Genomic DNA, 24,650 nt, shown 5'->3' on the forward strand with positions numbered 1-24,650 from the left:
GGCACAGCGCTCAGGACCCGCTTCCAGTTCTCGTCCACCCCCACACCGGCAGGAGTGACCAGCCCCAGACCGGTCACCGCCGCACGGAAGGGCTCCGCAGGAGCTCCTCTCACGCGCCGAGCCCCCTGCTGCGCAACAGCTCCACCAGCTGTCCGATGGTGTCCTGCGGGCGCATCTCGTCGTCGGTGCACGGCACACCCAAATCGTCGCGCAGCACCAGCGACAGCTCGGCGAGGGCCAGGGAGTCCAGGTCGAGGGCCCGCAGGGTCGCATCGGGAGTGATCTCTTCCTCGGGCACACCGAACCTGGACGAAAGGATGTGGGAGAGCGTGCTCGGTACTGCGGTCATGTCTGCGGTCATGTCAGCTCCTGATCGATGGGGAGGAAAGGGGGACGGAAGGTCCGGGGTCGATGGCCGGGAAGTCGACGAGGGCCTCCGCTCCGGCCAGGACCTCGACCTCTCCGAAGAGTCCGGTGAGCACGCGCAGCGTCGAGCGTTTGATCACACGCTCCGCGATCGGGTCCATGATCCCGACGAGGCTCTCGACCCCGAAGTCGTAGGTGACGTCGAGCACCACCTCGACACCGCCGGTGCCGGGCATGAACTGCCAGCTGCCGCGGAAGTCCTCGAAGTCGCCGTCCACCTGGGCGAACTCGACGCGCAGCCGGTCGCGGTCGAGCCGTTCCCGCTCGGTCCAGCTCATGATGCCGCGGCGGAAGTTCATCACCCAGTCGCTGCGCAGATCACCGGGCGCGGTGATCTCACGGGTCACCACCGAACGCACGTCCGGTGAGAGCGACGGGTAGCGCGTGAAGTCCACGACGGCGTCGAAGGCCGCGGGGCCGTCACCGGCGGGCAGCGCCAGGTGGAAGTGGATGGATCTCATCTTCGGCGCTCCTCACACCAGTGCGGCGCGGGCCGCACGCTCGAACGCCTCGTACAAGAACTCGACTTCGTGTTCGTCGAGTACCGCGGGCGGGGTCAGCCGCAGGACTCCGGACGCGTTCATCGAGTGATTGGCGAGCACCCCGGCCCCCATGAGCTCGACCAACAGGTCGCCGACGAGCCCGGGGCGGTGCAACTCGATACCGATGAGCAGGCCGACGCCGCGCACCTGCACCACCTGTTCGCCCAGTACCCGCCGGGCGATCCGGTCCAGGTCGGCACGCAGTCGGGCACCGAGTACCCGGGCCCGCTCCACGATGCCGTCCTCCTCGGTCGCACGGATGGCGCCCTGTACGGCGGCCATCGCCAGCGGGTTACCGGAGAAGGTCGAGGTGTGCAGGAAGGGATCCCGGTCGAACGCCTGGTACGCCTCACGGGTCGCCACCACGGCCGAGACGGGCACGATGCCCCCGCTGAGGCCCTTGCCGACGAGCAGCGCGTCGGGGGTGATGCCGGCGAGGTCGGCGCCCCACCAGGCGCCCAGGCGGCCCATGCCCGTCTGGATCTCGTCCAGGACGAGGAACGCCCCGTGTTCGCGGCACAGCTGTGCCACGTCTCGCAGGTAGCCGGGCGGCGGGATGATCACACCTGCCTCGCCCTGGACAGGTTCCACCACGACGCACGCCTCGTCCCGGTGGGCGGCCAACTGCGCGGCCAGTGCGCCGACATCGCCGTAGGGGACCTGTGACACCTGCGGCAGCAGCGGGCGGAACGGGTCGCGGTACACGTCGTTCCCGGTGACGCTGAGCGCGCCCATCGTCTTGCCGTGATAGCCGCCGCGCATCGACACCAGCCAGTGCTTGCCGCACGTGCGGGCCATCTTGATGGCGGCTTCCACCGCCTCGGCGCCGGAACCCGCGAAGTGCACCTTCTCCAGCCCTGCGGGGGTCACGGACACCAGTGCTTCCGCGGCTCGGACGACCTGCGGCTCCAGCAGCAGCCGGGTGGCCATCGGGTGGGAGGCGAGCTGCCGGGCCACCGCGTCGACCACGACGGGGTGCCGGGCCCCGAGCAGGAACACCCCGTAGCCCCCGCAGTTGAGGATGCGGTGCCCCGTGTCCGTGGTGATCCAGGCCCCGTCGGTGGCGACCTCGACGTCCGCGCCGAACATCTGTCCCAGCGAGGCCCGCCCCTTGCTCAGACAGGCTCGGTGGCGGTCGGCGATCGATGTGCCGGCCAGACTGACCGAGGTCATCGGTGCCCCTTTCGTGCGGCTTCGTGCAGCACGACCCACCATCGCGGCGTTCCACTGCCCGGGCATCGGGAGTTCCACCGATGCACCACCCAAAGTGGTGCGACCGCCGTCAGGGCCCGCGCAGCTCCTCGAAGACGGCGGCGATGTGCTCGCTCGCCGTGCCCACCGCCATCCGCCGCCCCACCCGCTCCGCCAGCACCGCCGCGACGGGGTCGGACACGCCCGCTTCCCGGCCTGCCGCCACCAGATGGCGCAGCGCCCCCGAGTGCACCGCGAGCGATGCTTCGTCGTCGTCGTACCGCCCCGCCGCGATCAGCGGTACGGACCTGCGGACGAGGTGTTCCAGCGCCGGGAGCAGCTGGACGGCGCCGTCGGCATACCCGTCCAGGGGAATCCCGGCCTCGGACGCGATGGCAGCCCCTTCGAGGAAGCCGCAGGTCGCCGCGTACAAGAAGGTCAGCAGCGCCCCGTCGTGCGCATTGGCCAAGGCGATGTCGTCACCGAGGTACGAGGCCGTACCGCCCAGCGCACGTGCCACGTGGCCGACAGCCGCCAGGTCCTCCCCGGGGCCGCTGTAGAGCACCCGGGCGTGGTCGGTACCCAGATGCCGTGGAAACGCCATGATCGCCGCGTCGAGGTAGCGGCACCCTCGCGGACGCAGCCACGCTTCCATCTCACGGGCATCGGCCGGGGTACCCGTCGACATCTGTACGACGATCCGGTCCCGCGTCCCACCGGTGACCGGCGCCAGCACCTGGCGGGTGGCGGCGTAGTCGGTGAGGCACACCAGGACGACGGGCGCGCAGCGCACGGCGTCGGCGATCCGCTCCACCGCGAGCAGCCCGTCCCCGTCGACGGCGCGTGCCCGGTGCGCCGTGCGGTTCCACACCGCGACGTCGAGCCCCGCCGCGGCCAGGACGCGCGCGAGGGCGCCGCCCATACTGCCGCTGCCCAGTACCGACACGTCCGACATCTTCCGTCCCTTCTCCGCCAGGGCCCGGACCGAGGACCCGGGACCGCCGTCCGGGGCAGCCGGACCGCCGCCCTGCGTCGAGGCGACGGCGATTACTGGGCGGAACGGGTGACAGCCGGGCAGCGGTTGGTACGACTGGCGTAACCATCGGTTGACTGCTGCATCCCCCTGCGTTTCCCCTGCTTCAGGGGAATACCCCCGGGCGGGCGAGACGCTCCGCCACCCTCACGCCCGCACAACGAGAGGAACAGGACCATGGTTGCGACGGCCATCGAGAACAAGGCCAAGAAGATCTTCAGGAACTTCGACATCGACCAGGACGGCGCTATCACCCGAGACGACTTCGACATGATGGCCAAGCGTCTGACCGACGCGCTCGGCGTCCAGGCGGGCTCCGCCCAGGGCCGCGGCGTGGCGGACTCCTACGCCAAGGTCTGGGAGGAGCTCCAGCGGCAGGCGGACACCGACCGTGACGGGCGCGTGACGGTGCAGGAGTACGCGGCGGTGTTCGCCACGCGGGACTTCGTCAAGGTGCTCGACCAGGCCAGCGACGCCGAGTTCAAGGCTGCCGACACCGACGGTGACGACGTGCTGTCCCAGCAGGAGCTGAAGCACATGCTGGCCGCGTACGGGGTTCCGTCGGCGGAGATGGACAAGGCCGTCAAGGCGCTGGACCGGGACGGTGACGGCCAGGTCTCCCGCCAGGAGTACCGCGACGCCTGGCACGCCTACTACACCGACACCAACGCGGACACTCCGATCAGCATGGCCCTCGGCCGCATCTAGGCCGACTTCTGAGGGGCCACCTCGCGCACCGGATGCCCGGATCGCGGCCATGACCTGCGTGAGTCGGGGGCGTCACCGGCCTGGCTCGGCGACGAGGTGGATCTTCACGGTCGGTCCGGCGCGGGACCGGCCGAGGGCATGACCGCGCGGCTCGCCGGCCGGGGCCCCTTCGACGGGCCCCGGCGGCGTGCTCCCGGGCGCGGCCGATCGCGAAGCCCGCTTCGCGTCGGGCCTCAGTCGACGACACACATCAACCAACGATCAGGTGATCGGTGAGAAACGGCCCGGCTTCCCCCGCGACACGACCGCGAATCGCCGACACCGTGACGGATCGGTCATTCTCCCGATGCAGCGTCCGCGATACGGGCGCAGGGTGGCACACGTGACCGAGACCACGACCACAGTGCTGGACGACCGGGCGGCATACCTGGACGTCGCCGATCCCGGATTCATGTTCACCGCTCCCGAAGTCGCGGCCGCGCGCGAAGCGCACTGGTACGCCGGCACCCCCTACGGCGTCATGGTGCTGCGTCACGCGCAGGTGCAGCACTTGCTCCGGGACCGGCGCCTGGCTCAGAGCGGTCGGCGCTTCCTGAGACTCAACGGGATCACGCACGGCACGGTTCACGACTGGTTCGACACCCTGCTGCTGCACTTGCGCGGTGAGGACCACCGGCGCCAGCGGGCCCTGGTTCTCCAGGCGTTCGCTCCCCAAGCACTCCAGCGGTGGCGGTTGACCATGCGGAGTACCGCCGAGCGGCTGGCCGACCGACTGGCCGGAGCCGGCCCCTGCGAGTTCGGGGAGACCTTCGCCGACCCGATGGCGGTCTCGGTGATGTCGGCCATCCTCGGCGTGCCCCTGGACGACTACGAGCCCCGGTGGAGTACCGACATCGGGCTGGTGTACAGCGTCGGGCACCGACCGGACGCGCTGGAACGCGTCGAGCGTTCGCTGGCCGGCCTGCGCGCCTACGCCGATCACCTCATCTCCCGCCAAGGCACCGCAGGGCCGGGTGACGACTTGATCTCGTTGCTGATGAACGGGTACGGCGGCGAGGGCATGGACCGTACGGAACTGCGCGACCTCATCGTCGGCCTCTTCTTCGCCGCCCACGACACCACTCGCAATCAGCTCGGACAGATGCTGTTCACCTTCACCGAGCACCCCGACCAGTGGGAGCTGCTCGCCGAGCGGCCCGAGCTCACCGAGCAGGCCACCGACGAGGTGCTCCGCTGGTGCCCGGCAGCACCGGCGATCTTCCGGTTCGCCCTGGAGGACGTCGAGTTCGACGGCCTGCGGGTACCGGCCGAGTCCTTCGTCATGCTGTGCGTGCACGCTGCCCAGCGCGACCCGCGCGTCTTCGACAGCCCCGACGTCTTCGACATCACCCTGCGGCGTCCACCCCTGCTGTCGTTCGGTGCCGGCCCGCACTACTGCCTGGGGGCTGCCACGGTGAGGACGGAGATCACCGAGATCCTGACCGTGCTGCCGAGCCGCCTCCAGCCGCCCCGGCCGACCGCACCGGTGGTGTGGCGCAACCCGATCGGTGTGTGCGGACCCGAGTCGTTGATGGTGAGCTTCCAGCCCAGGGCGTCCGGTGGATGACCCCCGGAGCGGTCCGGTGCGTCACGCCGGCACGGCGGACGAGGACGACGTGGTGGGCGTGCTGTGCGACGCGTTCTTCGACGACCCGGTGTGCCGGTGGATGATCCCCGATGCCGTCCGGCGCCGGGAACTCCTGCCCTCCGTCTTCCGCGCCTTCACCCGGGAGGCGGCGGCCGATGGGCGCGTGTACCTGGCCGGAGACGGCCTCGGGGCCCTGCTCCTCGTCAACGGTCCTGCCCGTGACGGCGTGCACGGGTCCGGCGGCGCGGCGTCGGCGCAGCCCTTGGCAGACCTGGCCGAGGAGTTCGCGGACCGCCTGCTGACCTGCGCGCGTCTGCTGGCAGCCCATCACCCGGGCAGACCGGCCCACTTCTACATTCCGCTGGTGGCAGCGCGCCGCGGCCACCAGGGGCGGGGCATCGGCAGCGCACTGGTCGCGTCCGCGCTGGCGGACACCGCCGGGGCCCCCGTCTACTTGGAGGCCACCAGCCGCGCCAGTCTGCGGCTCTACCGGCGGCTCGGCTTCACCCGCCGGGGCCCCGAACTGCGTCTGCCCGATGGCCCGGCTCTCTTCCCGGCCTGGTGGGATCCGTCCTCCGGCCGCGCCGGCTGACCTGTGGAGGCCACTGTGCCGTACGAACCGAGCGATCCGCACTCCTGCCCCGTGCCGACCTACCCGTCGTATGCCGGCGGTCGCGACATCGGCGCCGACCGGCATGTGTACACGGTGACGGCCACCTCGATCCTGGAGGACGTCTTTCGCAGCCTCACGCTCAAACGCCACCTGGAACAGGGCCGAGCCGACCCCGCTCAGGCGGCGGACTTCGTCGTGGGCCGCTGTGCGGTCGCGAGCGAGAGTGTCGTACAGGCCGCCACCGAGGCCGCTGCCAGGGCGTTTCCGGCATGGTCGGCCGTACCGCTGGAGACGCGCATGCGTCTGGGCGCCGGTATCCGTGAGCGGATTCGCCGCGGCCGCGCCGCGTTCATCGATGTGCTGGTGTCCGAAGGCCAGCCCCGCGCCCTCGCCGAGTGGCAGGTCTGCGGGCTGCTGGACGTCTATGCCGCCGAGTCCCTGGACTGGTGTGCGGCGCAGATGCACCAGCAGGCCCGGCTGCGGGGACGGAGCATGACCCTGAGGCGCAACCCGGACGGAGTGGTGTGCGTCAATCCACCGCAGAACACGCCGGCGGCGAGCACGATGTTCGCCGTGTCCGCCCTCATGGCCGGCAACACCGTGGTCGTACGGGCACCGCGCAGCGCGCCGCTGGGCGTCATGCACGCCCTGCGCGAGTTCGTGGTTCCGGTACTGGAGGAGCTGGGTGCGCCTGCCGGAACACTGAACGCGTACTGCGCCCGGCCCGGCCCCACTCTGCGGTCCTGGCTGGAGAGCCCGCACGTCGCGGACATCTTCTACACCGGTGGAGTCGAACGCGGGCTGGAACTGGAACGCGAGTGCGTCGCCCACGGCAAGAAGCCCGTTCTGGAGCTGGCGGGCAACGACTGCGTCGTGGTGTGGCGGGACGCGGACATCGAGTCGGCGGCCCAGGCACTGTCCGAGTGCTTCTTCGGATCGGGCCAGATCTGCATGGTTCCGAACCAGGTCGTCGCCCACCCGGCGATCGCCGCCGAACTCATCGCGCACCTGCGCAAGCAGGCCGCCGATATCCGGCCCGGGCCCCCCGACCGCCGCGACGTCCTCCTCACGCCGGTGCTGCGCGGCGAACGCTTCTTCGCATACCTGCGCGACGCCGTGGCCAAGGGCGCCCGCGTCGAGTTCGGCGGGCGCCGCCTGGAGGTCGACGGCCTGCCGTCCGACACGGGCATGTTCCTGGAACCCACCGTCCTGCGGATCGACGGGTGTGCCGGCGCCCGGGACGTCGAGGCGGTGCGCGAGGAGACGTTCTTCCCCCTGCTGCCCGTCGTCGTGCCCGAGCCGGCGGACGACGCGTCCCTGCTCCGGGAGGCGATCGCCTACGTCGCGAGCAACCCCTACGGCCTGCGGAACTCCCTGTGGGCCACCGACCCCGCCGTCATCGAGTACTTCGTCGCGCGCACCTTCAACGGCGGGCTGCTGAAGGTCAACGACTCCCACGTCTCGCTGCTGCCGTGGCTGCCCTCCCACGGCGGCACCGGATACACCGGGGGCGTGTTCGGCGAGGCCAACTACCCGATGCTGCGCTGCTCCCGGCTCCAGGGCGTGTCCATCGCCACCGGTGTCCGCCCCCGCGAGGTGGTCCTCGGGGCCTATGCCTCCAGGTTTTCCGCGGACTGACCGCGCTGTGGGCGGGGCAGTGCGGGTGTGCGGCACGACCGGCCGGATCGGGCCGGCCGCGCTGACGTAGTCGAGGATGCCGGTCACCGGCAGTCCGTGCGCCCGCGCGACGCCCCGCTCCCCTACGTCCCACAGCCGGACGGTCGCGTCGAAAGCTCCGCTGGCCAGTGTGCGCCCGTCCGGGCCGAAGGCCAGGGTGTAGACGGTGTCCGTGTGGCCGGTCAGCGGCGGGCCCATCGGCGTGGGGCGGGTGCCGCCGGTGAGGTCCCACAGTCTGATCGTGCCGTCGCGGCCGGTGGCGGCAAGGGTACGGCCGTCCGGGCCGAATGAGACGGATACGAGGGGCCCGGCCGGATCGGAGACGTCCCACAGGCGGACGGTGCCGTCGTTGTTGCCGGCTGCCAAGGTGCGCCCGTCCCGAGTGAACACGACGCCCCGGAAGTTCCACTCCGGGGTCTGGAGCGGCTTGGGCGTGGCCGGTGCGGTGACGTCCCACAGCTGGATGCTCCGTCCGGCGGCGACGGCCAGTGCTCTTCCGTAGGAGCTGAAGGCGATCCAGTTGACGCATCGCGTGGAGTGGTGGCGATCTTGGAGCCGGCCGCAAAGGGCTCCTGGCCCGCTCCTGCGCGGTGGCCGCGGCCTACTGCCTGTCCGAGGCCGGCATCACCCTGGCCGACGTTGACGAGATCGCCTTCAACCCGGCCTGGCCTACGCCGAGCGACATCTGCACGGACGCCGAGCTGATCGCCGAACTCCTCGACCGTCGCCGAACACCTCGGACTCGGCAACCGGACCAGCTCCGGCAAGCTCATGGGCCTGACCGCTACGGCAGCCTCGGCCGCTACACCCTCGACTTCCTCACCGCCCGCGCCGGCGGCTCGTCGAGAAGGAGCTGAGCGACGTCATCGTGACGGCCGCAGTGGCACTTGCCACCATCAGCCCGGACCCGGAGAAGGCGCTCGCCGGCCGTGTCCAGGGCCTGCTGGCGCGCCTCAGCCTCGACTGACCCGGGCCGGCCGCCACGCAGGAGAGCCCGCACAGCTGCTGCTGTGCGGGCCCTCCTTTCTGCTCCCGACTTCGCAGGTGCGCACTTCTGGCTGATCGTCTCCCGGTCTCCTGGGTGGGAGACAAGTGGGAGATGATCATGACGTGGTGCTGCAATCAGGCGCTAGGAAATGCTGGATAGCGCTACCTGTGCGGCCCTGGTTCAGCCGCCGGATTCGCCCGCATGCGGGCTCAGGACACCTGCTCCCACCAGCACGAACAGCAGGATGCCGAGCAGGATCCGGTAGATCACGAACGGCATGAAGCTCTTCGTGGTGATGAACTTCATGAACCATGCGATGACCGCGTAGCCGACGAAGAATGCGACGACCGTCGCGAAGATCGTCGGACCCCAGGAGATGTGCCCCGGGTTCTCCGCCACCTCCTTCAGCTCGAACGCCCCCGAGGCCAGCACGGCCGGGATCGCGAGGAGGAAGGAGTAGCGGGCCGCGGCCTCGCGCGTGAAGCCCAGCAGCAGACCGCCGGAGATCGTCGCACCGGACCGGGAGACGCCCGGGACCAGCGCCATCGCCTGGCACAGGCCGAAGATCAGGCCGTCCTTGACGCCCAGTTCGCGCAGCGTCTTGCGCTCGCGGATGGCGCGGTGCCGGCCGCCCTCCTCGTCCCGGGCCGCCAGCCGGTCGGCGATGCCCAGCACGATGCCCATCACGATGAGCGTGGTGGCGATCAGGCGCAGGTCGCGGAACGGACCCTCGATGTGGTCCTTCAACGTGATGCCGAGGACACCGATCGGAATCGAGCCGACGATGACCAGCCAGCCCATCTTGGCGTCCTGCTCGGAGCGCAGCGCCTTCGTGTACAGCGAGCGGGTCCAGGTGGAGATGATCCGCGCGATGTCCTTGCGGAAGTAGATCAGTACGGCGGCTTCGGTGCCGATCTGCGTGATGGCGGTGAAGGCCGCTCCCGGATCGTGCCAGCCGGCGAAAGCCGCGGTCAGCCGCAGGTGCGCGCTGGAGGAGATCGGGAGGAACTCCGTAAGCCCCTGGACGAGACCGAGGATTAGGGATTCGAACCAGCTCATGTCGGGGTGCGCTCGTCCTTGTGATCGTCGGGCAGTTCGGGTCCGATGCTAGGGCCCGTGCGAGGCGCCGGTGACCACAGGGGGGTGCTGGGGCGCCAGTTCGCACGCCGCCGCGGGGATCCGGGCCGGTGCCAGACGGTGCCGCTTGCGCCACGCGACCGCTCCGGCGCCCACGACGGAGACCACGATGAAGCCGAAGGAGACGAGGAAAGCGGGCGATCCGGGGGAGGAGGCGCTGGCCCCCGCGATCACGTACGCGGTGGTGTTCGGGACGACCCCCAGCGCCGTGGCACCCAGGAACGGCAGCCATCCGCAGCGGGACACCGCCGCGCAGTAGTTGGCCACCACGAAGGGCACCCCGGGGAACAGCCGCACCGCGAGCATCGAACGGAACCCGTGCCGGCTGAGCTGGCCGTCGGCCGCCTGGAGCCACCGTCCGCGCAGGTACGGGCGCAGCGCCTCCTGGCCCATGACACGGCCCAGGCCGAAGGCGATCGAGGCCCCGAGCACGGTCCCGCCGACCGCCGCGAGCAGACCGAACTGGGTGCCGAAGACGGCTCCCGCGGCCAGGTTGAGCAGGGGGCGGGGCACGAAGGCCGCCGCGCACACCCCGTACCCGGCGGCGAACAGCACCACGGCCGTGCCCACCGGCAGACCCGGCGGCCAGCCTTCCGACAGCACGCGCTGGGGCTCGTACAGCAGCACGCACACGCCCGCCGCCAGCAGCAGCACGACGAGCAGCGACAGCCGGGTCCACGGCGCGAGGAGGAGGGACATCCCGGGAGACTAGCCGACGTATGCGGCAGCGCGCCGTAATCTGGGCCTCATGCTGTCGAACGACCGGCGACCTCCGAGCGTGCCGCGCAGCGCCCTCGCGGACACCCTCCTGGAGCGGCTGACCGGGACGTACGCGGCGGCCGCCGACCCCGGGCAGGCACGGGCCATGCGCGCCTACATGAAGGACACCGCGCCCTTCCTCGGCATCCCCACCCCGCTGCGCCGCGAGCTGTCGAAGACGGTGACCAAGGACACGCCCCGCCCGTCCGAGGCGGACTGCGCGGCGCTCGCGCTGCGCTGCTGGGAGCTCCCGGAGCGTGAGTACCACTACTTCGCGGTGGACTACCTGCGCCGGCACGTCCCGCGCTGCTCCTCCGGCCTGCTGCCGGTGGCCCGGCACCTGGTCACCACCGTCCCGTGGTGGGACACGGTCGACCTGCTGGCCGCGCACACGGTCGGCCCGCTGGTGGCCGCCGACCCCGCGCTGGCGGCGGTGATGGACGAGTGGATCGGCGACGAGGACCTCTGGCTCGCCCGCACCGCCCTGCTCCACCAGCTCCGCTACAAGTCCGCCACCGACACCGGCCGCCTCTTCGGCTACTGCCGCGCGCAGGCGGGCCACCCGGACTTCTTCGTCCGCAAGGCCATCGGCTGGTGCCTGCGGGAGTACGCGAAGACGGACCCGGACGCGGTGCGGGCCTTCGTCGAGGCCGAACGGGGCTCGCTGTCCCCGCTGTCCGTGCGCGAGGCGCTCAAGAACCTCTGAGCGCACGGACGTTCACGCCCGGCCGCCCCGGCGGTAATTCATTCGACGGGCCGGGGGCCGTCCGGCAGGATCAGGGGCATGTCCCGGTACGCCTTCCCCGTCGCACCGTCCGCAGTCGCGGACGCGCCGAAGGCTGCCGTGCCCGCAGGGGCGTTCGCAGAGGCATTCCCCTTCGCCGCATTCGACGGCGCACGAAGCTGACCCTTCCCGGATCGTCCGGCGGACCCCACAGGGGGAGGGTCGGCTCGATCCAGGGGTCCCGTTCCGGCTTCGAAGATACGGGAAGACATCATGGCCAAGACGGCCTTCGTGCGGACCAAGCCGCACCTCAACATCGGCACCATGGGTCACGTCGACCACGGCAAGACCACCCTGACCGCCGCCATCACCAAGGTCCTCGCCGAGCGCGGGGGCGCCTCCTTCGTGCCCTTCGACCGCATCGACCGGGCCCCCGAGGAGGCCCGCCGCGGGATCACCATCAACCTCACGCACGTCGAGTACGAGACGGACACCCGCCACTACGCCCACGTGGACATGCCGGGCCACGCCGACTACATCAAGAACATGGTCACCGGCGCCGCCCAGCTCGACGGGGCGATCCTCGTGGTCTCCGCGCTCGACGGGGTCATGCCCCAGACCGCCGAGCACGTGCTCCTCGCCCGGCAGGTCGGCGTCGACCACATCGTGGTGGCGCTGAACAAGGCCGACGCCGGGGACCCCGAGCTGACCGACCTGGTCGAGCTGGAGGTCCGCGAGCTGCTCAGCTCGCACGGCTACGGCGGCGACGGCGCGCCCGTCGTACGGGTCTCCGGACTCCGGGCGCTCGAGGGCGACCCGCGGTGGACCGGGGCGATCCAGGCGCTGCTGGACGCGGTGGACACGTACGTGCCGACGCCCCAGCGGTACACGGACGCGCCGTTCCTGCTGCCGGTGGAGAACGTGCTCACCATCACCGGCCGCGGCACCGTCGTGACCGGCGCCGTCGAGCGCGGCACCATCCGCCTCGGCGACCGCGTCAGCCTGCTGGGCGGGGACGGCGCCGGCGACCCCGTCGTGGTCACCGGGCTGGAGACCTTCGGCAAGCCGATGGAGTCCGCGGAGGCGGGCGACAACGTCGCCCTGCTGCTGCGCGGGGTGCACCGCGACCAGGTGCGCCGCGGCGACGTGGTGGCGGCGCCCGGCAGCGTGACGCCACGGCGGCGCTTCAGCGCGCAGGTCTACCTGCTCTCCGCGCGCGAGGGCGGCCGCGGCACCCCGGTGGCCACCGGGTACCGGCCGCAGTTCTACGTCCGCACCGCCGACGTGGTCGGGGACGTGGACCTGGGCGAGGCGGGCACGGCCAGGCCGGGGGAGACGGTCACCATGACCGTCGAGCTCGGGCGGGACGTCCCGCTGGAGTCGGGGCTCGGCTTCGCGATCCGCGAGGGCGGGCGGACCGTCGGCGCGGGGACGGTGACGGCCGTGCTCGGCTGATCCGGGGTCCCGGCCGGTCGCGACCCCGCCGTGGTGACGGCAGTCCGCTTGCGCGAGACTGCCGTCACCACAGGCGTGAGCGGAGGGGTGGGCGGACATGGGCGGCGACACGGCACTGGTGCTCGGCGGCGGGGGACTGACCGGCATCGGCTGGGAGTGCGGCATGCTCTACGGGCTCGCCCGCGCGGGCGTGGACCTCACGACCGCCGACCTCGTCGTCGGCACCTCGGCGGGATCGGTGGTCGGCGCCCAGCTCGGCTCCGGGCTCACCCCGCGGGAGCTGTACGAGCGCCAGCTCGGCGATGCCTCGGGGGAGGCCGCGGCGAAGCTCGGGGCGGGCGTCATCGCCCGGTACGCGCTGGCGATGGCGCGCTCCCGCAGCGACGCGACCGCCTACCGCCGGCGGGTGGGCGCCATGGCCCTGGCCGCGGACACCGGCCCCGAAGCGGAGCGCCGCAAGGTGCTGGCGGCCCGGCTGGTCTCGCACGAGTGGCCCGACCGGCGCCTCGTCGTCACCGCGGTCGACGCGCTCAGCGGCGAACTCAAGGCCTTCGACCGGGAGAGCGGCGGCGGACTGGTCGACGCGGTCGCGGCGAGCTGCGCCGTGCCCGGGGTGTGGCCCCCGGTGACGGTCGGCGAACGCCGGTTCATCGACGGCGGAATCCGCTCCGCCACCAACGCCGACCTCGCGGCCGGCTACGCGCGCGTGGTCGTCATCGCCCCGATCTCGCTCGGCTCCGGGCTCTTCCCCTCGCCCGCCGCGCAGGCGGCGGAGCTGCGCGCGGCGGGCACCCGGGTGCTGCTGATCACCCCGTCCCCCGCGGCCCGCAAGGCCTTTGGGCGCAACGTCCTGGACCCGGCCCGGCGCGACCCGGCCGCACGGGCCGGGCTGGCCCAGGCCGCCGAGCACGCGGCCGGGGCTGCCGCCGTCTGGTCGGCCTGACAATGGTGCGGTGAGCGACGAACAGATCCCGGTCATCCGGGACGTGGACCAGGGCACCGCCAAGCTGATGCCGGACGTGGACCGGGAACGGGCCTGGCTGCTGACCGTCGACGGGGCGCCGCAGTCGTACGTGGACCTGGGCGATCCCGAGCACCTGGAGTTCGAGTACGTACGCCGCCTCGCGCACGTCCTGGACTGCGCGGCGGAGCCGGGGCTCGCGCTGGACCTGCTGCACCTGGGCGGCGGCGCACTGACCCTGCCCCGCTACGCCGCGGCCACGCGGGCGGGGTCGCGGCAGACGGTGGTGGAGTTCGACGCGGGTCTGGTCGGGCTGGTCGCCGAGCACCTGCCGCTGACGGCGGGGTCGGGTGTCACCGTGCACGCCGCTGACGCCCGGGCCTGGCTGGCCGCGGCGCCCGCCGGGAGCGCGGACGTGATCGTCGCCGACGTGTTCGGCGGTTCGCGGGTGCCGGCCCAGCTGACGTCGGTGGAGTACGCGCGGGAGGCGGCGCGGGTGCTGCGGCCCGGCGGGGTGTACGCGGCGAACCTGGCCGACGGGGCGCCGTTCGGCTTCCTGCGGGCGCAGCTGGCCAATTTCGGCGCCTCGTTCGCGGAGCTCGTGCTGATCGCGGAGCCGGCGGTGCTGCGGGGCCGCCGGTTCGGCAACGCCGTGCTGCTGGCGTCCGACGCCCCGCTGGAGGTGGGCGCGCTGGCCCGGCGGTGCGCGGCAGACGCGTTTCCCGCCCGGGTGGAGCACGGGGATGCGCTGGCGCGGTTCATGCGGGGGGCCCTGCCGGTCGCCGACGCCGACGCGGCACCGTCCCCGGCTCCGCCGGAGGGCGCGTTCAGCCTGGGGTGAGGGGGCGGCTGCCGCCGTCGTTTCCCGGGCCGCGCCCCGACGGCGCCTGTCGTGCGCAGGTCAGCCGAGATCCACCGCGGCCGGAGTCCGGGGCGCGGGCTCCGGGGCGGAGCCCTGGAGGGCCGGGTGGAGCTCGGGCTTGGGCTGCCGGCGGGTCATGTGGCGGACGTCCGGGATCAGCAGGACCAGGGCGGTGGCCAGGACCACCAGGGCGGCGCAGCCCCACAGGGCCTCGGTGCGGCCGAAGGCGGACTCGGCCGGACCGGCGAGGGCGGTGGCCAGCGGCAGCATCGACACCGAGCCGAACCAGTCGTAGGCGGAGACCCGGGAGAACTTGTCCTCGGGGATCTCCTGGTGCATCGTCGTCATCCAGTTCACGCCGAAGACCTCGATGGCCAGGCCGCTGACCAGCATCACCAGGCACAGGCCCCATACGGGGAGCGGCACGGCGAGGCCCGCCGAGGGCAGCGCCAGCGGGAAGACGCACAGCGTCCCGACCAGCAGCAGCCGGCGCGGTTTCCAGGCCATCATCAGGAAGGCGCCCAGGATGGTGCCCGCGCCGAAGAAGCCCAGGGCCAGCCCCCAGGGCGCGGGCCCGCCCAGCTGGTCCCGGGCCACGAGCGGACCGTAGACCGCCTCCGCGGCGCCGACGACGGCGACCACGACGGAGAACTGGAGCACGATGCTCCACAGCCAGGGGCGGGTCTTGAACTCCACCCAGCCCTCGCGCAGGTCGGCCAGGAGGCCGCCGCCGGGCGCCCGGTCGGGGACGTGGCTGACGTCGAGGAAGGCCCGCAGGGCGGCCGCGACGGCGAAGGCGGCCGCGTCCACGGCCAGCACCCAGCCCGGACCGATCGCGGCGATCATCGCCCCGCCGAGGGCGGCGCCGCCGATGCCCGCGCCGTTCATCGCCATGCGGAAGAGCGCGAAGGCGCGGTTGGCGTGCTCGCCGGAGACGGTGGACAGGAGCATGCCCTCGGCCGCCGGGTTGAAGAAGGCCGTACCGGTGCCGCACAGCGCGGTGAGCAGCATCATCTGCCACAGCTGGGGGTCACCGGTGAGGACGAGCAGGGCGAACGCGGCCTGGGAGAGGCAGTTCAGGGCGTTGGCCGCGACCATCACGTGGTGGCGGGGCAGCCGGTCGGCGAGCGCGCCGCCGATGAGCAGGAACAGGACGAGCGGCAGGGTGCGGGCGGCGGCGACCAGGCCGACGTCGGAGCCCGATCCGCCGGACTCCATCACCGCGAAGGCGGCGGCGATGAGCGCTCCGTGGCTGCCGAGGTTCGTCACGACCGCGGCACCCGTCAGCAGGGTGTAGTTGCGGCCGGCCCAGGCGGGCCGACGGCGGGGTGCGGGCGTGCGGGAGGGAGCGGCGGGGGGAGAACTCACCCCCGGACTATCCCCGCCCCGGGCCGAGAATCCAAACGGATTACCGGCCCGGGGGGAGCGGGGAGGGAGTCCTCGGGGGAGGGGAGCGGGGTCAGCCGCCCGACAGGCGGACCGTGCTCAGGATCTTCTCCATCGTTTCCTGGCTGACCTCGTCCGGGACTCCGGCGGCGCTGTAGAGGATCCAGCTGGCGAAGTCACCCTTGGCGTTCTTGAAGCTGAACGCGATGGACTTGCCGTCGGAGGAGCACTTGTTCGCCTTCGGCTGTCCGGTCACGCTCGCGGTCGCCATATGGCCCTTGAGGCCCGACGCCGTGGTGTACTCCTTCGGCTCGGAGACCTTGGTGGTGCCCTTCGGCGCCTTCTGCGCGTATCCGGCGAACGCCCAGTTCCCGGCCTCGTTGCGGACGGCCTCGGCGGTGTCCTTGGCGCCCTGGCCGCCCTTGGTGCCGGTGCCGCCCAGCGAGGTCGTCTCCTCACTGCCGTTCTTGTCGGAGTCGACCTTGCACCAGTCCTCCTTGAGGTAGGCGGGGGCCGACATCATCACGACGGCGGAACCGTCGTTCTTCACCTCGTCCTCGAAGCCGATGGCCGTGCCGGAGCTCAGCACGTTCCACTCCGGCGGGACTTCGAAGGCGGTGCCGTGCTTGGGGTTGACCACCACCTTCCACCCCGCGACCGTCGGCTTGGCGTCGCCTTCGGCCCGAGGGTTCGGGACGCTGGCGGCCGGGGCCGGGGCGGCGGACGCCGAGGCGGAGGCGGACGGCTTGGCGTCGGCCTCGTCGGTCTTGCCGTCGTCCCGGGTCAGGACGAACGCGCCGGTCGCGGCGGCCGCCACGACCACCGCGGACGCGGCGACGATGGCGACGGTCTTCGTCTGGAAGGGGCTCCCGCCGCCACCCGGCTGCCGCTGGGGCTGCTGGGGTTGCTGGGGCAGCTGGGGCTGCCCCCACTGCTGGCCGGGGACCGTCGGGGGCTGCTGGTACCCGGGCTGCTGCGGGTATCCGTAACCGGGCTGCTGCTGGTACGGGTTCGGCTGTCCCGACTGCTGTTGGTAGGGATTCGTCTGCGCGTCCTGGGGGTTCTGCTCGCCCCCGGGCGGCTGCTGCTGTCCTGGCCACATGGCCGGTAACGATAGTGGGAGCGGGAGCCGCGAGCCACGCCCGCCCCCGTCTCAGCTCTGGCCAAGGCCTTCTACTCGTGGGTAACATCGCGTGCCATGAGCGCAGATCAGATGAACGTGGGCGAACTGCTCGCCGCGACGGTGCCGATGGCCCAGACCCTGAACCTCCAGTTCCTGGAGACCACCCCCGAGCGCGCGGTCGTCCGCCTGCCGGACCAGCCCGACTTCCACAACCACGTCGGCGGCCCGCACGCCGGCGCCATGTTCACCCTCGCCGAGTCCGCGAGCGGCGCGATCGTCCTGGCCGCCTTCGGCGACCAGCTCTCCCGCGCCGTGCCCCTCGCGGTCAAGGCCGAGATCGGCTACAAGAAGCTCGCCAAGGGCGTCGTGACCGCCACCGCCACCCTCGGCCGCCCGGTGGCCGAGGTCGTCGCCGAACTCGACGCGGGCGGCCGCCCCGAGTTCCCGGTCACCATCGCGATCCAGCGCGAGGACGAGGCCGTCACCGGCGAGATGACCGTGGTGTGGACCCTGCGCCCCAACGCGTGAGCCCGCGCCGGCACTAGAGTCCTCCGCACGACGATGGAGGGGGTACCCGTGGCCAAGGTCAACATCAGCCTCGACGCCGAGCTCGTGGTGGAGGTGATGGTGCTCGCAGGGGTCGGATCGCCGCAGGACGCGGTCGAGGCCGTCGTACGCGACTACATCGCGCGCGGCCACCGCACCGAGGCCCGCGTCCAGCTGCGGGACGAACCCGAGCGGGAAGCCGACACCGCGCAGCAGCCGCCGCAGGGCTGAAACCGGGCGGCGCGGTGGCGCGTCCCGCCCGGAGCCCCCCGCGGCCGGGCGCACAGTGGGCGGGGGAGCGGTCCGGCGCGGGCCGCTCCCCCTCCCCCGGACTCCGTCCGGGGGTGCCCCCAGCCGCCGGGAGCGCCCATGACCGAGGCCGTGTCCAGACGTTCCGCGATGCGGCTCCTCGCCCTGGTGGGCCTGGGCGCCGGCGGCTGCGTCGCCACCGTGCCGCCCGGCGCGGAACTCCGTACGCGAGCCACTCCCGCGCAGGCCCCCGAGCCCGCGAGCGCCGCCCGCGTCGACTCCCTCCTGGAGCGGCTCACCCTCGACGAGAAGACCGCCCTGCTGCACGGCGCCCGGGACCCGGCCTCCCTCGGCCAGGCCGGATACGCCCCCGGCGTCCCGCGGCTGGGCATCCCGGCCCTGCGCGTCGCCGACGGGCCCGCCGGAGTACGGGTCGCGCGGCCCGCCACCGCGCTGCCCGCGCCGGTCCTGCTCGCCTCCGCCTTCGACCCGGAGCTGGCCCGCGAGTACGGCCGCGTCCTCGGCCGCGAGGGCCGCGCGCTCGGCCAGGACGTCCTCCTGGCGCCCATGGCCCACCTCATCCGCACCCCGTACGCGGGCCGGAACTCCGAGACCTTCGCCGAGGACCCGCGGCTCACCGCCGACCTCGTCGCCGCGATGGTCCGCGGGATCCAGGACGAAGGGCTCATCGCCACCGCCGGGCACTTCGCCCTGGGAGACCAGGAGCACGGCCGCGACACCGTCGACGTCATCGCCACCGAGCAGACCCTGCACGAGACCGCGCTACGGGGCTTCGAGGCGGCCGTCGCCGCCGGCGCGGGCGCCGTGCTGGGCGCCCGGAACAAGGTCAACGGCCTCTACGCCTGCGAGAGCAAACCCCTGCTCGACGACGTGCTGCGCGGCAGCTGGGGCTTCGAGGGCTGGGTCATGTCCGACTGGGGAGCCACCCACGGCACCGTCGCCGCCATCGGCGCCGGACTCGACATGGAGATGCCCGCCGGCACCCACTTCGGCGGCCCGCTGCGCGAGGCGGTGCGCGCCGGCTCCGTCCCCGAGGGCGCCCTCGACCTCGCCGTACGCCGGATCCTGAGCACCATGGACCGCTTCGGACTGCTGGCGGACCCGCCCGCGGCCCGGCCCGCGCGCGAGGCGGCCGCCGGGGCGCGCACCGCCCGCAAGGTGGCCGCCGCCGGGGCGGTGCTGCTGCGCAACGAGCACGGCACCCTACCGCTGACCGGGGCCGCCGCCCGCTCGATCGCGGTGATCGGACCGACCGGCCAGGTCCCCGCCACCGGCGCCGGCGGGCGGGCCCACGTGGTCCCCGACGGGGCGGCCGCCCCGCTCACGGCCATCCGCCAGCGTGCCGGGAACGGCTCGACCGTGCGCTACGCCCTCGGTGAGGACCTGTACGGCCGGGCCCTCCCGGCCGCCCTGCTGACGCCGCCCGCCGGTCTGGACGACCGGGCCGTCGACGCCGGCCGGGACTGGACGTACGAGGGCGCGTTCCGGCTCGCGGCGGACGACGAGTGGACCCTGCTCGTCCACTACACCGGGCAGCGGCCGGCCGTGCGCCTGGACGGGGAGGAGCTGTTCCCCGTCCGGCAGGGCCCGGCCGAGGCCTTCGCGGGCGGACTGCTCGGCACCGCGCCCGACGGGATGAGCGTCCGGCGCCGCACGCTCCCCCTCAAGGCGGGCGTCCACCGGCTCGCCGTGACCGCCCGGGGCGGGGCCGGCGGCCAGCGCTTCCGGCTGCGGCACACCACGAGGGCCGGCCGGGCCGCGGACCTCGCCGAGGCGGTGCGGACCGCGAAGGCGGCCCGCAGCGTGGTCCTGTTCGCCTACGAGGACGCCGCCGAGGGCACCGACCGGACCACGCTGGCACTGCCCGGCGGGCAGGCCGCGCTGATCGAGGCGGTGGCCGCCGCCAACCCCCGTACCACCGTCGTCCTCAACACCCCCTCGAGCACCACGATGCCGTGGCTCGCCAAGACCGGCGCGGTGCTCCAGATGTACTACCCCGGCCAGGAGGGCGCGGGCGCCACCGCCGACATCCTCTTCGGGGACGTGGACCCGGGCGGCCGGCTCACCCAGACCTTCCCGGCCGACGAACGGGCGACGCCCCTGGCCGGGGACCGGCTCCGCTACCCGGGAGTGGGCGGCCGACGGGAGTACGGCGAGGGCGTCCACGTCGGCCACCGCTGGTACGACGCGCAGCGGGTCGCCCCGCTGTTCCCCTTCGGGCACGGGCTGTCCTACACCACCTGGCACTATGAGAAGCTGACCGTCCGGCCCGGCGCCGCCCAGGGGGAACCCGACGGCCTGCGCGTGGAGTTCACCGTCCGCAACACCGGCCGCCGCAAGGGCACCGAAGTGGCGCAGGTGTACGTGGGCCCGTCCCCGGAGCTCGAGCTCGACCAGCCGGTGCGCGCGCTGGCCGGCTACCGGCGCCTGACCCTCGCGCCGGGCCAGTCGCAGCGGGTCGTCGTCGACGTCGACGCGCGCACGCTGTCGTCGTGGGACCCGGCGCGGCACGCCTGGGTGCTGGGCTCCGGCCGCCGCGAGGTGTCCGCGGGCCGTTCCTCGCGCGAACTGCCGCTGAGGTCAAAGGCGGTGGTGGGGAGCCGATAGGCTGCCCGTTCGGCGAGTCACAGGGGGCGCGCCGGCGACGATTCGGGAGGACGTACCGGTGCACATCCAGGGATGGCTGGAGACGATTCCGGCGGTCAGCATCTATCTCCTCGTGGGTCTGGTCATCGGACTGGAGAGCCTCGGCATCCCGCTCCCCGGCGAGATCATCCTGGTCAGCTCCGCACTCCTCGCCTCGCAGCACGGAGAGATCGACCCCGTCGTGCTGGCGCTCTGCGCGATCACCGGGGCCATCGTGGGCGACTCGATCGGCTACGCGATCGGACGCAGGGGCGGCAAGCCGCTGCTGGAGAAGCTCGGCCGGCGCTTCCCCAAGCACTTCGGGCCCGACCAGGTGGCACTCGCCGAACGCTCCTTCGAGCGCTGGGGCATGTGGGCCGTCTTCTTCGGGCGGTTCGTGGCCCTGCTGCGGATCTTCGCCGGACCGCTGGCCGGTGTGCTGCACATGCCGTACTGGCGGTTCCTGACCGCCAACATCCTCGGCGGAATCCTCTGGGCGGGCGGCACCACGGCCGTCATCTACTCGGTCGGCATCGTCGCCGAGCCGTGGCTGAAGCGGTTCTCCTGGCTGGCTCTGGCGCTCGCCGTGCTGTTCGGCATCACGGTGACGCTGGTGGTGCGCAGCCGGATGAAGAAGGCGGCCGCGGCCGCGTCGGCCGGGGCCGCGCTCCCCGCACAGCAGGCGGCGCCGGTCACCGTCGGCGACTGACCGTGGAGCCACGGGGCGGTCCTTGCCGTCCTCCGGGCGTCGCCGGGGACCTAGGCCGTCCCTTCCGCCAGGGCCTGCCCGCGGAAGGCCGCCGGCGGCAGGCCGTAGGCCTCGCGGAACGCCCGGCTGAACGCCGACGCGTGCCGGAAGCCCCGCCGGGCGCCGATGACGTGCACCGGCACCCCCAGGTGCAGCGGGTCCGCCAGGTCCTGGCGTGCCCGCGCGAGCCGCTGGCCCTGAAGGAAGGCCGCGACCGTCGCCCCGTCCCCCTCCTGCTGGAACACCCGGTGGAGATAGCTGACGGAGATGTGGTGGGCGGCGGCGATCGCGGGGACGTCCAGCAGCGGATCGTCGGCGTTGTCCCGGATGAAGGCCATCACGCGGAGCGCCAGGGTGCGCCGGTGCGTCTCCGGGGTCAAGGACCGGTCCGCTTCGAGGACGCCGGCGAAGAGCGAGGCGACGAGGTCGGCCAGTACGCCGCTCAGGCGCGGGCCCTCGGCGGCCCGGTAGGACCGGCTGTCCTTGGTCACCTGGTCGAGGAAGGTGGCCAGCAGGGCCCCCATTCCCTCCCGGGCCGAGATGCGCTTGCCGATGACCCGGCCGGCGGTGTCCGGGGGCAGCGGCAGCAGCGCCTTGGGCACCTCGACCCCGATGATCTCGACGGAGTGCGGGCCGGAACTGATCTCGAACGGCCGTGACGTGTCACTGGTGTGGATGTCGGACACACCGTGCACCACGGTGTCCTTGCCCAGGGTGACCGCTCCCGCCCCGCGTTTGATCAGCGAGAGGTGGAACGCCTCGGGGTCCGACCTCGCTATCAGCTTCGGTGTGCGGTGGAAGGTCAGGGGACGGCATTCCATCGGATAGACCGTGATCCCGCCGAGCGAGATGACGCGCTGGTTCACCCAGAAGTCGGCGGCGTGCTCACTGCGCATCTCCATGGGCGCGTGCGTCTCCGACATCAGGGCCCGCCAGCTCTCGAAGCGGTCGGCGGGCGCTAGTTCCGCGCTGCGGAACGTTCTCTCGGGCAGCATGATCACGGGTTTACACCGGCCGTGGCGGCCCGTGCAACAAGCCCGGTGCCCCGGGGGCGGGCGGCGGGGCGACTCTCCGTCAAGACACTGTGCACGCCAGGCCAATGCGCGGTGCTCCGGGTCTTGGCAGAGTGGGCGCCGGAGGGTCGGTGAGGGGTCGGGAAACCGGAGCCCCCGCCGACGACCGGGGGACCGTCGAGGTCCCGGCATTGAGCTGACGCCGCCCGAGGACGGGGGTTTCGGGCGGCGTCAGCCCAGTGCCGGGACCAGGCCTAGGCCTCCGGGGTGACCGAGGCGCGGTGCTGCTTGGCCAGTTCCACGTACATCTGGGCGTTGATCCGGATGTGCTCGCGCTCCTCCTCGGTCAGCTCGCGCCGCACCTTGGCCGGAACGCCCGCGACCAGCGAGCCGGGCGGGACCACCATGCCTTGCGGGACCAGCGCCTGGGCGGCCACCAGCGAGCCGGCGCCGATCACCGCGCCGTTCAGGACGGTGGCGCCCATGCCGATCAGGCAGTCGTCCTCGACGGTGCAGCCGTGCACGACGGCGTTGTGGCCGATGGAGACGCGCTCGCCGATCGACACCGGGAACCCGGGGTCCACGTGGACCGTGCAGTTGTCCTGCACGTTGCTGTCCGCGCCGAGCGTGATCGGGCCGCAGTCGGCGCGCAGTACGGCCGAATACCAGATGCTCGCGCCGGCGGCCAGGGTGACCTCGCCGACGACGACGGAGGTGGGCGCGGCGAAAGCGGTCGGGTCGACGGACGGCTGCCTGCCGCCCACGCCCGCGATGAGTGCCTGGCCCTGCGTCGCGTGCTGCGTCATGATCTCTTCCTCTGCTTCCGGATGCCGCGCTACCGGCACGGTAGGGCACGCGCCCCGCCCGCCCCGCGATGGGGTGAAGATCACAGGATCGGGGTCCGGACGACCGGCTCCGCGCGGACTACCGTGGCCGGGTGCCGAAGAACCAGAACACGTTCTCATCTCTGACGGCCCTGCGCCGCCGGCTGGCGAACAGGGCGGTCCACGCCGGCTGGCGCTGGATGCAGCGGGCCGGCGCGGTCACCGCGCAGACCCCGGGGCGGCTGCGGTTCGGCGCGATCGGGCCCGCCACCCGGCTCGCCTTCCCGCAGGGCACCATCTTCGGCGAATCCTGGATCCGGCTCGGTGACCACTGCATCATCGGCGAGCAGGTCACCCTCACCGCCGGGATGATGCCGGACCTCGACCTCGGCGCGGAGCCGATGCTCGTCCTCGGCAACGGGGTGGTCATCGGCCGGGACAGCCACGTCATCGCCGACGCCCCGATCCACATCGGCGACGACACCTTCTGCGGCCCCGGGGTGTACATCACCTCCACGAACCACAGCTACGACGATCCGCACCAGCCCGTCGGCAGGCAGTGGCCGCGCAGCGCGCCGGTGGAGATCGGCCCGGGCTGCTGGCTGGGCACGGGCTCGGTGATCCTGCCGGGCGCGCGGCTGGGCCGCAACGTCGTGGTGGCCGCGGGTGCCGTCGTACGGGGCGAGGTGCCGGACCACGCGGTGGTGGCCGGCGCCCCGGCCCGCGTGGTCCGGCGCTGGGAGCCGGAGACCGGCTGGCAGCCGCCGCTGCGCACGCCCGCGCCGGTGCCGATCCCCGACGGGATGACCCCGGCGCAGCTGCGCGGCCTGGCGGAGCTGACGGAGGCGGAGCTGGCGGGGGCCGCGTTGGCCGAGGCCGGGCCGGCGGAGGCCGGGCCGGCGGAGGCCGAGAAGGCCTAGTCCCGTCCCGGCCTCCCGTCCCGTCCCGGCCCCCGGCCTGACGTACGGGTGGTCAGAGGGCCGGGATCTCGATCGCCGGGCAGCGGTCCATGACCATGGTCAGCCCGGCCCCGCGGGTGCGCTCGAAGGCCGCCTCGTCGATCACGCCCAGCTGGAACCAGACGGCGCCCGCCCCGATGGCCGCGGCCTGGTCGGCCACCGGACCGGCCAGCTCGCTGTTCACGAAGACGTCCACCACGTCCACCTTGAAGGGGATCTCCTCCAGCGAGGCGTACCCCTGCTCCCCGTGCACGGTCTCCGCCTTGGGGTGCACGGGGACCACGCGTTTGCCGTACCGCTGGAGGACGCTCGCCACCCCGTAGGCCGCCCGGTCCCGGTTGTTCGAGAGGCCCACCACCGCCCAGGTGTCGCCCAGTTCGGTGAGGATCTTGCGGATGGTTGCCGGATCGCCGTACACGTGTGCCGCCTCCTGCTGGTCAGGCTCTGCTCTTC

The 24,650-nt window shown here is 72.8% G+C and carries 25 protein-coding genes and 1 pseudogene; 14 read left to right on the forward strand and 12 right to left on the reverse strand.

Annotation, left to right across the window (positions count from 1 at the left end):
* Nucleotides 1-109 precede the first annotated feature (109 nt).
* From ACFWP3_RS26125 to ACFWP3_RS26140, 4 genes are all read right to left on the reverse strand, one after another.
* Nucleotides 110-361, reverse strand: a complete 252-nt coding sequence (locus ACFWP3_RS26125; protein WP_384225457.1) for an acyl carrier protein — start codon at nucleotides 359-361, stop codon at nucleotides 110-112.
* A 1-nt stretch (nucleotide 362) separates the two neighbouring features.
* Nucleotides 363-887, reverse strand: a complete 525-nt coding sequence (locus ACFWP3_RS26130) for a type II toxin-antitoxin system RatA family toxin (RefSeq protein ID WP_384225459.1) — start codon at nucleotides 885-887, stop codon at nucleotides 363-365.
* 12 nt (nucleotides 888-899) lie between these two features.
* Nucleotides 900-2,141 carry an aspartate aminotransferase family protein gene (locus tag ACFWP3_RS26135; RefSeq protein WP_384225462.1) on the reverse strand — a complete coding sequence of 414 codons (1,242 nt, stop codon included), beginning with the start codon at nucleotides 2,139-2,141 and terminating at the stop codon, nucleotides 900-902.
* A 109-nt stretch (nucleotides 2,142-2,250) separates the two neighbouring features.
* On the reverse strand, nucleotides 2,251-3,114 hold the full coding sequence (locus ACFWP3_RS26140) for an NAD(P)-dependent oxidoreductase (protein ID WP_384225464.1): 864 nt from the start codon (nucleotides 3,112-3,114) through the stop codon (nucleotides 2,251-2,253).
* 255 nt (nucleotides 3,115-3,369) lie between these two features.
* On the opposite strand from ACFWP3_RS26140, the gene ACFWP3_RS26145 reads away from it, so the two are divergent.
* The 4 genes from ACFWP3_RS26145 (at nucleotide 3,370) to ACFWP3_RS26160 (ending at nucleotide 7,778) form a co-directional block, all read left to right on the forward strand.
* Nucleotides 3,370-3,900 (forward strand): EF-hand domain-containing protein, encoded by a 531-nt coding sequence (locus ACFWP3_RS26145; RefSeq protein ID WP_384225466.1) that lies wholly within the window; start codon nucleotides 3,370-3,372, stop codon nucleotides 3,898-3,900.
* A gap of 382 nt (nucleotides 3,901-4,282) precedes the next feature.
* The gene (locus tag ACFWP3_RS26150; protein WP_384225469.1) at nucleotides 4,283-5,506 is read left to right on the forward strand and encodes a cytochrome P450; all 1,224 of its coding nucleotides are present in this window, start codon (nucleotides 4,283-4,285) and stop codon (nucleotides 5,504-5,506) included.
* A gap of 16 nt (nucleotides 5,507-5,522) precedes the next feature.
* A complete protein-coding gene (locus ACFWP3_RS26155) occupies nucleotides 5,523-6,119 on the forward strand; it encodes a GNAT family N-acetyltransferase (protein WP_384225471.1) in 597 nt (198 codons plus the stop codon).
* Nucleotides 6,120-6,134: 15 nt separating this feature from the next.
* On the forward strand, nucleotides 6,135-7,778 hold the full coding sequence (locus ACFWP3_RS26160; RefSeq protein WP_384225473.1) for an aldehyde dehydrogenase family protein: 1,644 nt from the start codon (nucleotides 6,135-6,137) through the stop codon (nucleotides 7,776-7,778).
* 138 nt (nucleotides 7,779-7,916) lie between these two features.
* On the opposite strand, the pseudogene ACFWP3_RS26165 reads toward ACFWP3_RS26160, so the two are convergent.
* Nucleotides 7,917-8,207, reverse strand: a pseudogene (locus tag ACFWP3_RS26165) (WD40 repeat domain-containing protein); the annotation flags it as partial.
* Nucleotides 8,208-8,407: 200 nt separating this feature from the next.
* Here ACFWP3_RS26165 and ACFWP3_RS26170 point away from each other — a divergent pair.
* Nucleotides 8,408-8,674 (forward strand): hypothetical protein, encoded by a 267-nt coding sequence (locus ACFWP3_RS26170; RefSeq protein ID WP_384225475.1) that lies wholly within the window; start codon nucleotides 8,408-8,410, stop codon nucleotides 8,672-8,674.
* A 311-nt stretch (nucleotides 8,675-8,985) separates the two neighbouring features.
* On the opposite strand, the gene ACFWP3_RS26175 is transcribed toward ACFWP3_RS26170, so the two are convergent.
* A complete protein-coding gene (locus ACFWP3_RS26175) occupies nucleotides 8,986-9,864 on the reverse strand; it encodes an undecaprenyl-diphosphate phosphatase (RefSeq protein WP_384225478.1) in 879 nt (292 codons plus the stop codon).
* Between the two features lie 48 nt (nucleotides 9,865-9,912).
* Nucleotides 9,913-10,641: a TVP38/TMEM64 family protein gene (locus ACFWP3_RS26180; protein ID WP_384225479.1), complete on the reverse strand. Its 729-nt coding sequence runs from the start codon at nucleotides 10,639-10,641 to the stop codon at nucleotides 9,913-9,915.
* A gap of 49 nt (nucleotides 10,642-10,690) precedes the next feature.
* Between ACFWP3_RS26180 and ACFWP3_RS26185 the strand changes: the two genes are divergently transcribed.
* From ACFWP3_RS26185 to ACFWP3_RS26200, 4 genes are all read left to right on the forward strand, one after another.
* The gene (locus ACFWP3_RS26185; RefSeq protein WP_384225482.1) at nucleotides 10,691-11,407 is read left to right on the forward strand and encodes a DNA alkylation repair protein; all 717 of its coding nucleotides are present in this window, start codon (nucleotides 10,691-10,693) and stop codon (nucleotides 11,405-11,407) included.
* A gap of 291 nt (nucleotides 11,408-11,698) precedes the next feature.
* Nucleotides 11,699-12,880 (forward strand): elongation factor Tu, encoded by a 1,182-nt coding sequence (tuf, locus tag ACFWP3_RS26190; protein ID WP_384225484.1) that lies wholly within the window; start codon nucleotides 11,699-11,701, stop codon nucleotides 12,878-12,880.
* A 97-nt stretch (nucleotides 12,881-12,977) separates the two neighbouring features.
* On the forward strand, nucleotides 12,978-13,823 hold the full coding sequence (locus tag ACFWP3_RS26195; RefSeq protein WP_384225487.1) for a patatin-like phospholipase family protein: 846 nt from the start codon (nucleotides 12,978-12,980) through the stop codon (nucleotides 13,821-13,823).
* Nucleotides 13,824-13,890: 67 nt separating this feature from the next.
* Nucleotides 13,891-14,682, forward strand: coding sequence for a spermidine synthase (locus ACFWP3_RS26200; RefSeq protein WP_384225595.1), 792 nt, complete (start codon nucleotides 13,891-13,893; stop codon nucleotides 14,680-14,682).
* A gap of 60 nt (nucleotides 14,683-14,742) precedes the next feature.
* On the opposite strand, the gene ACFWP3_RS26205 is transcribed toward ACFWP3_RS26200, so the two are convergent.
* Nucleotides 14,743-16,071, reverse strand: coding sequence for an MFS transporter (locus ACFWP3_RS26205; protein WP_384225490.1), 1,329 nt, complete (start codon nucleotides 16,069-16,071; stop codon nucleotides 14,743-14,745).
* Nucleotides 16,072-16,162: 91 nt separating this feature from the next.
* On the reverse strand, nucleotides 16,163-17,191 hold the full coding sequence (locus tag ACFWP3_RS26210) for a hypothetical protein (protein ID WP_384225493.1): 1,029 nt from the start codon (nucleotides 17,189-17,191) through the stop codon (nucleotides 16,163-16,165).
* Nucleotides 17,192-17,287: 96 nt separating this feature from the next.
* On the opposite strand from ACFWP3_RS26210, the gene ACFWP3_RS26215 reads away from it, so the two are divergent.
* The 4 genes from ACFWP3_RS26215 to ACFWP3_RS26230 all read left to right on the forward strand — a co-directional run bounded on the left by ACFWP3_RS26215 (nucleotide 17,288) and on the right by ACFWP3_RS26230 (nucleotide 21,362).
* Nucleotides 17,288-17,740, forward strand: coding sequence for a DUF4442 domain-containing protein (locus ACFWP3_RS26215; RefSeq protein ID WP_384225496.1), 453 nt, complete (start codon nucleotides 17,288-17,290; stop codon nucleotides 17,738-17,740).
* Nucleotides 17,741-17,788: 48 nt separating this feature from the next.
* A complete protein-coding gene (locus ACFWP3_RS26220) occupies nucleotides 17,789-17,989 on the forward strand; it encodes a type II toxin-antitoxin system VapB family antitoxin (protein ID WP_384225597.1) in 201 nt (66 codons plus the stop codon).
* A gap of 138 nt (nucleotides 17,990-18,127) precedes the next feature.
* The gene (locus tag ACFWP3_RS26225; RefSeq protein ID WP_384225499.1) at nucleotides 18,128-20,635 is read left to right on the forward strand and encodes a glycoside hydrolase family 3 C-terminal domain-containing protein; all 2,508 of its coding nucleotides are present in this window, start codon (nucleotides 18,128-18,130) and stop codon (nucleotides 20,633-20,635) included.
* A gap of 58 nt (nucleotides 20,636-20,693) precedes the next feature.
* Nucleotides 20,694-21,362, forward strand: coding sequence for a DedA family protein (locus ACFWP3_RS26230; protein WP_384225502.1), 669 nt, complete (start codon nucleotides 20,694-20,696; stop codon nucleotides 21,360-21,362).
* A 50-nt stretch (nucleotides 21,363-21,412) separates the two neighbouring features.
* Here the strand turns inward: ACFWP3_RS26230 and ACFWP3_RS26235 are convergent, their stop codons facing one another.
* Together ACFWP3_RS26235 and ACFWP3_RS26240 are read right to left on the reverse strand one after the other, a co-directional pair.
* Nucleotides 21,413-22,396, reverse strand: a complete 984-nt coding sequence (locus ACFWP3_RS26235; protein WP_384225504.1) for an AraC family transcriptional regulator — start codon at nucleotides 22,394-22,396, stop codon at nucleotides 21,413-21,415.
* 272 nt (nucleotides 22,397-22,668) lie between these two features.
* Nucleotides 22,669-23,220, reverse strand: a complete 552-nt coding sequence (locus ACFWP3_RS26240; RefSeq protein ID WP_384225507.1) for a gamma carbonic anhydrase family protein — start codon at nucleotides 23,218-23,220, stop codon at nucleotides 22,669-22,671.
* A gap of 131 nt (nucleotides 23,221-23,351) precedes the next feature.
* Here ACFWP3_RS26240 and ACFWP3_RS26245 point away from each other — a divergent pair, with 131 nt between their 5' ends.
* Nucleotides 23,352-24,158: an acyltransferase gene (locus ACFWP3_RS26245; protein ID WP_384225510.1), complete on the forward strand. Its 807-nt coding sequence runs from the start codon at nucleotides 23,352-23,354 to the stop codon at nucleotides 24,156-24,158.
* Nucleotides 24,159-24,210: 52 nt separating this feature from the next.
* Here the strand turns inward: ACFWP3_RS26245 and ACFWP3_RS26250 are convergent, their stop codons facing one another.
* Nucleotides 24,211-24,615 (reverse strand): CoA-binding protein, encoded by a 405-nt coding sequence (locus ACFWP3_RS26250; protein ID WP_384225512.1) that lies wholly within the window; start codon nucleotides 24,613-24,615, stop codon nucleotides 24,211-24,213.
* Between the last annotated feature and the right edge of the window lie 35 nt (nucleotides 24,616-24,650).

The organism is Streptomyces sp. NPDC058525 (genome assembly GCF_042719495.1).
In the GTDB taxonomy this organism is placed as follows: Bacteria; Actinomycetota; Actinomycetes; order Streptomycetales; family Streptomycetaceae; genus Streptomyces.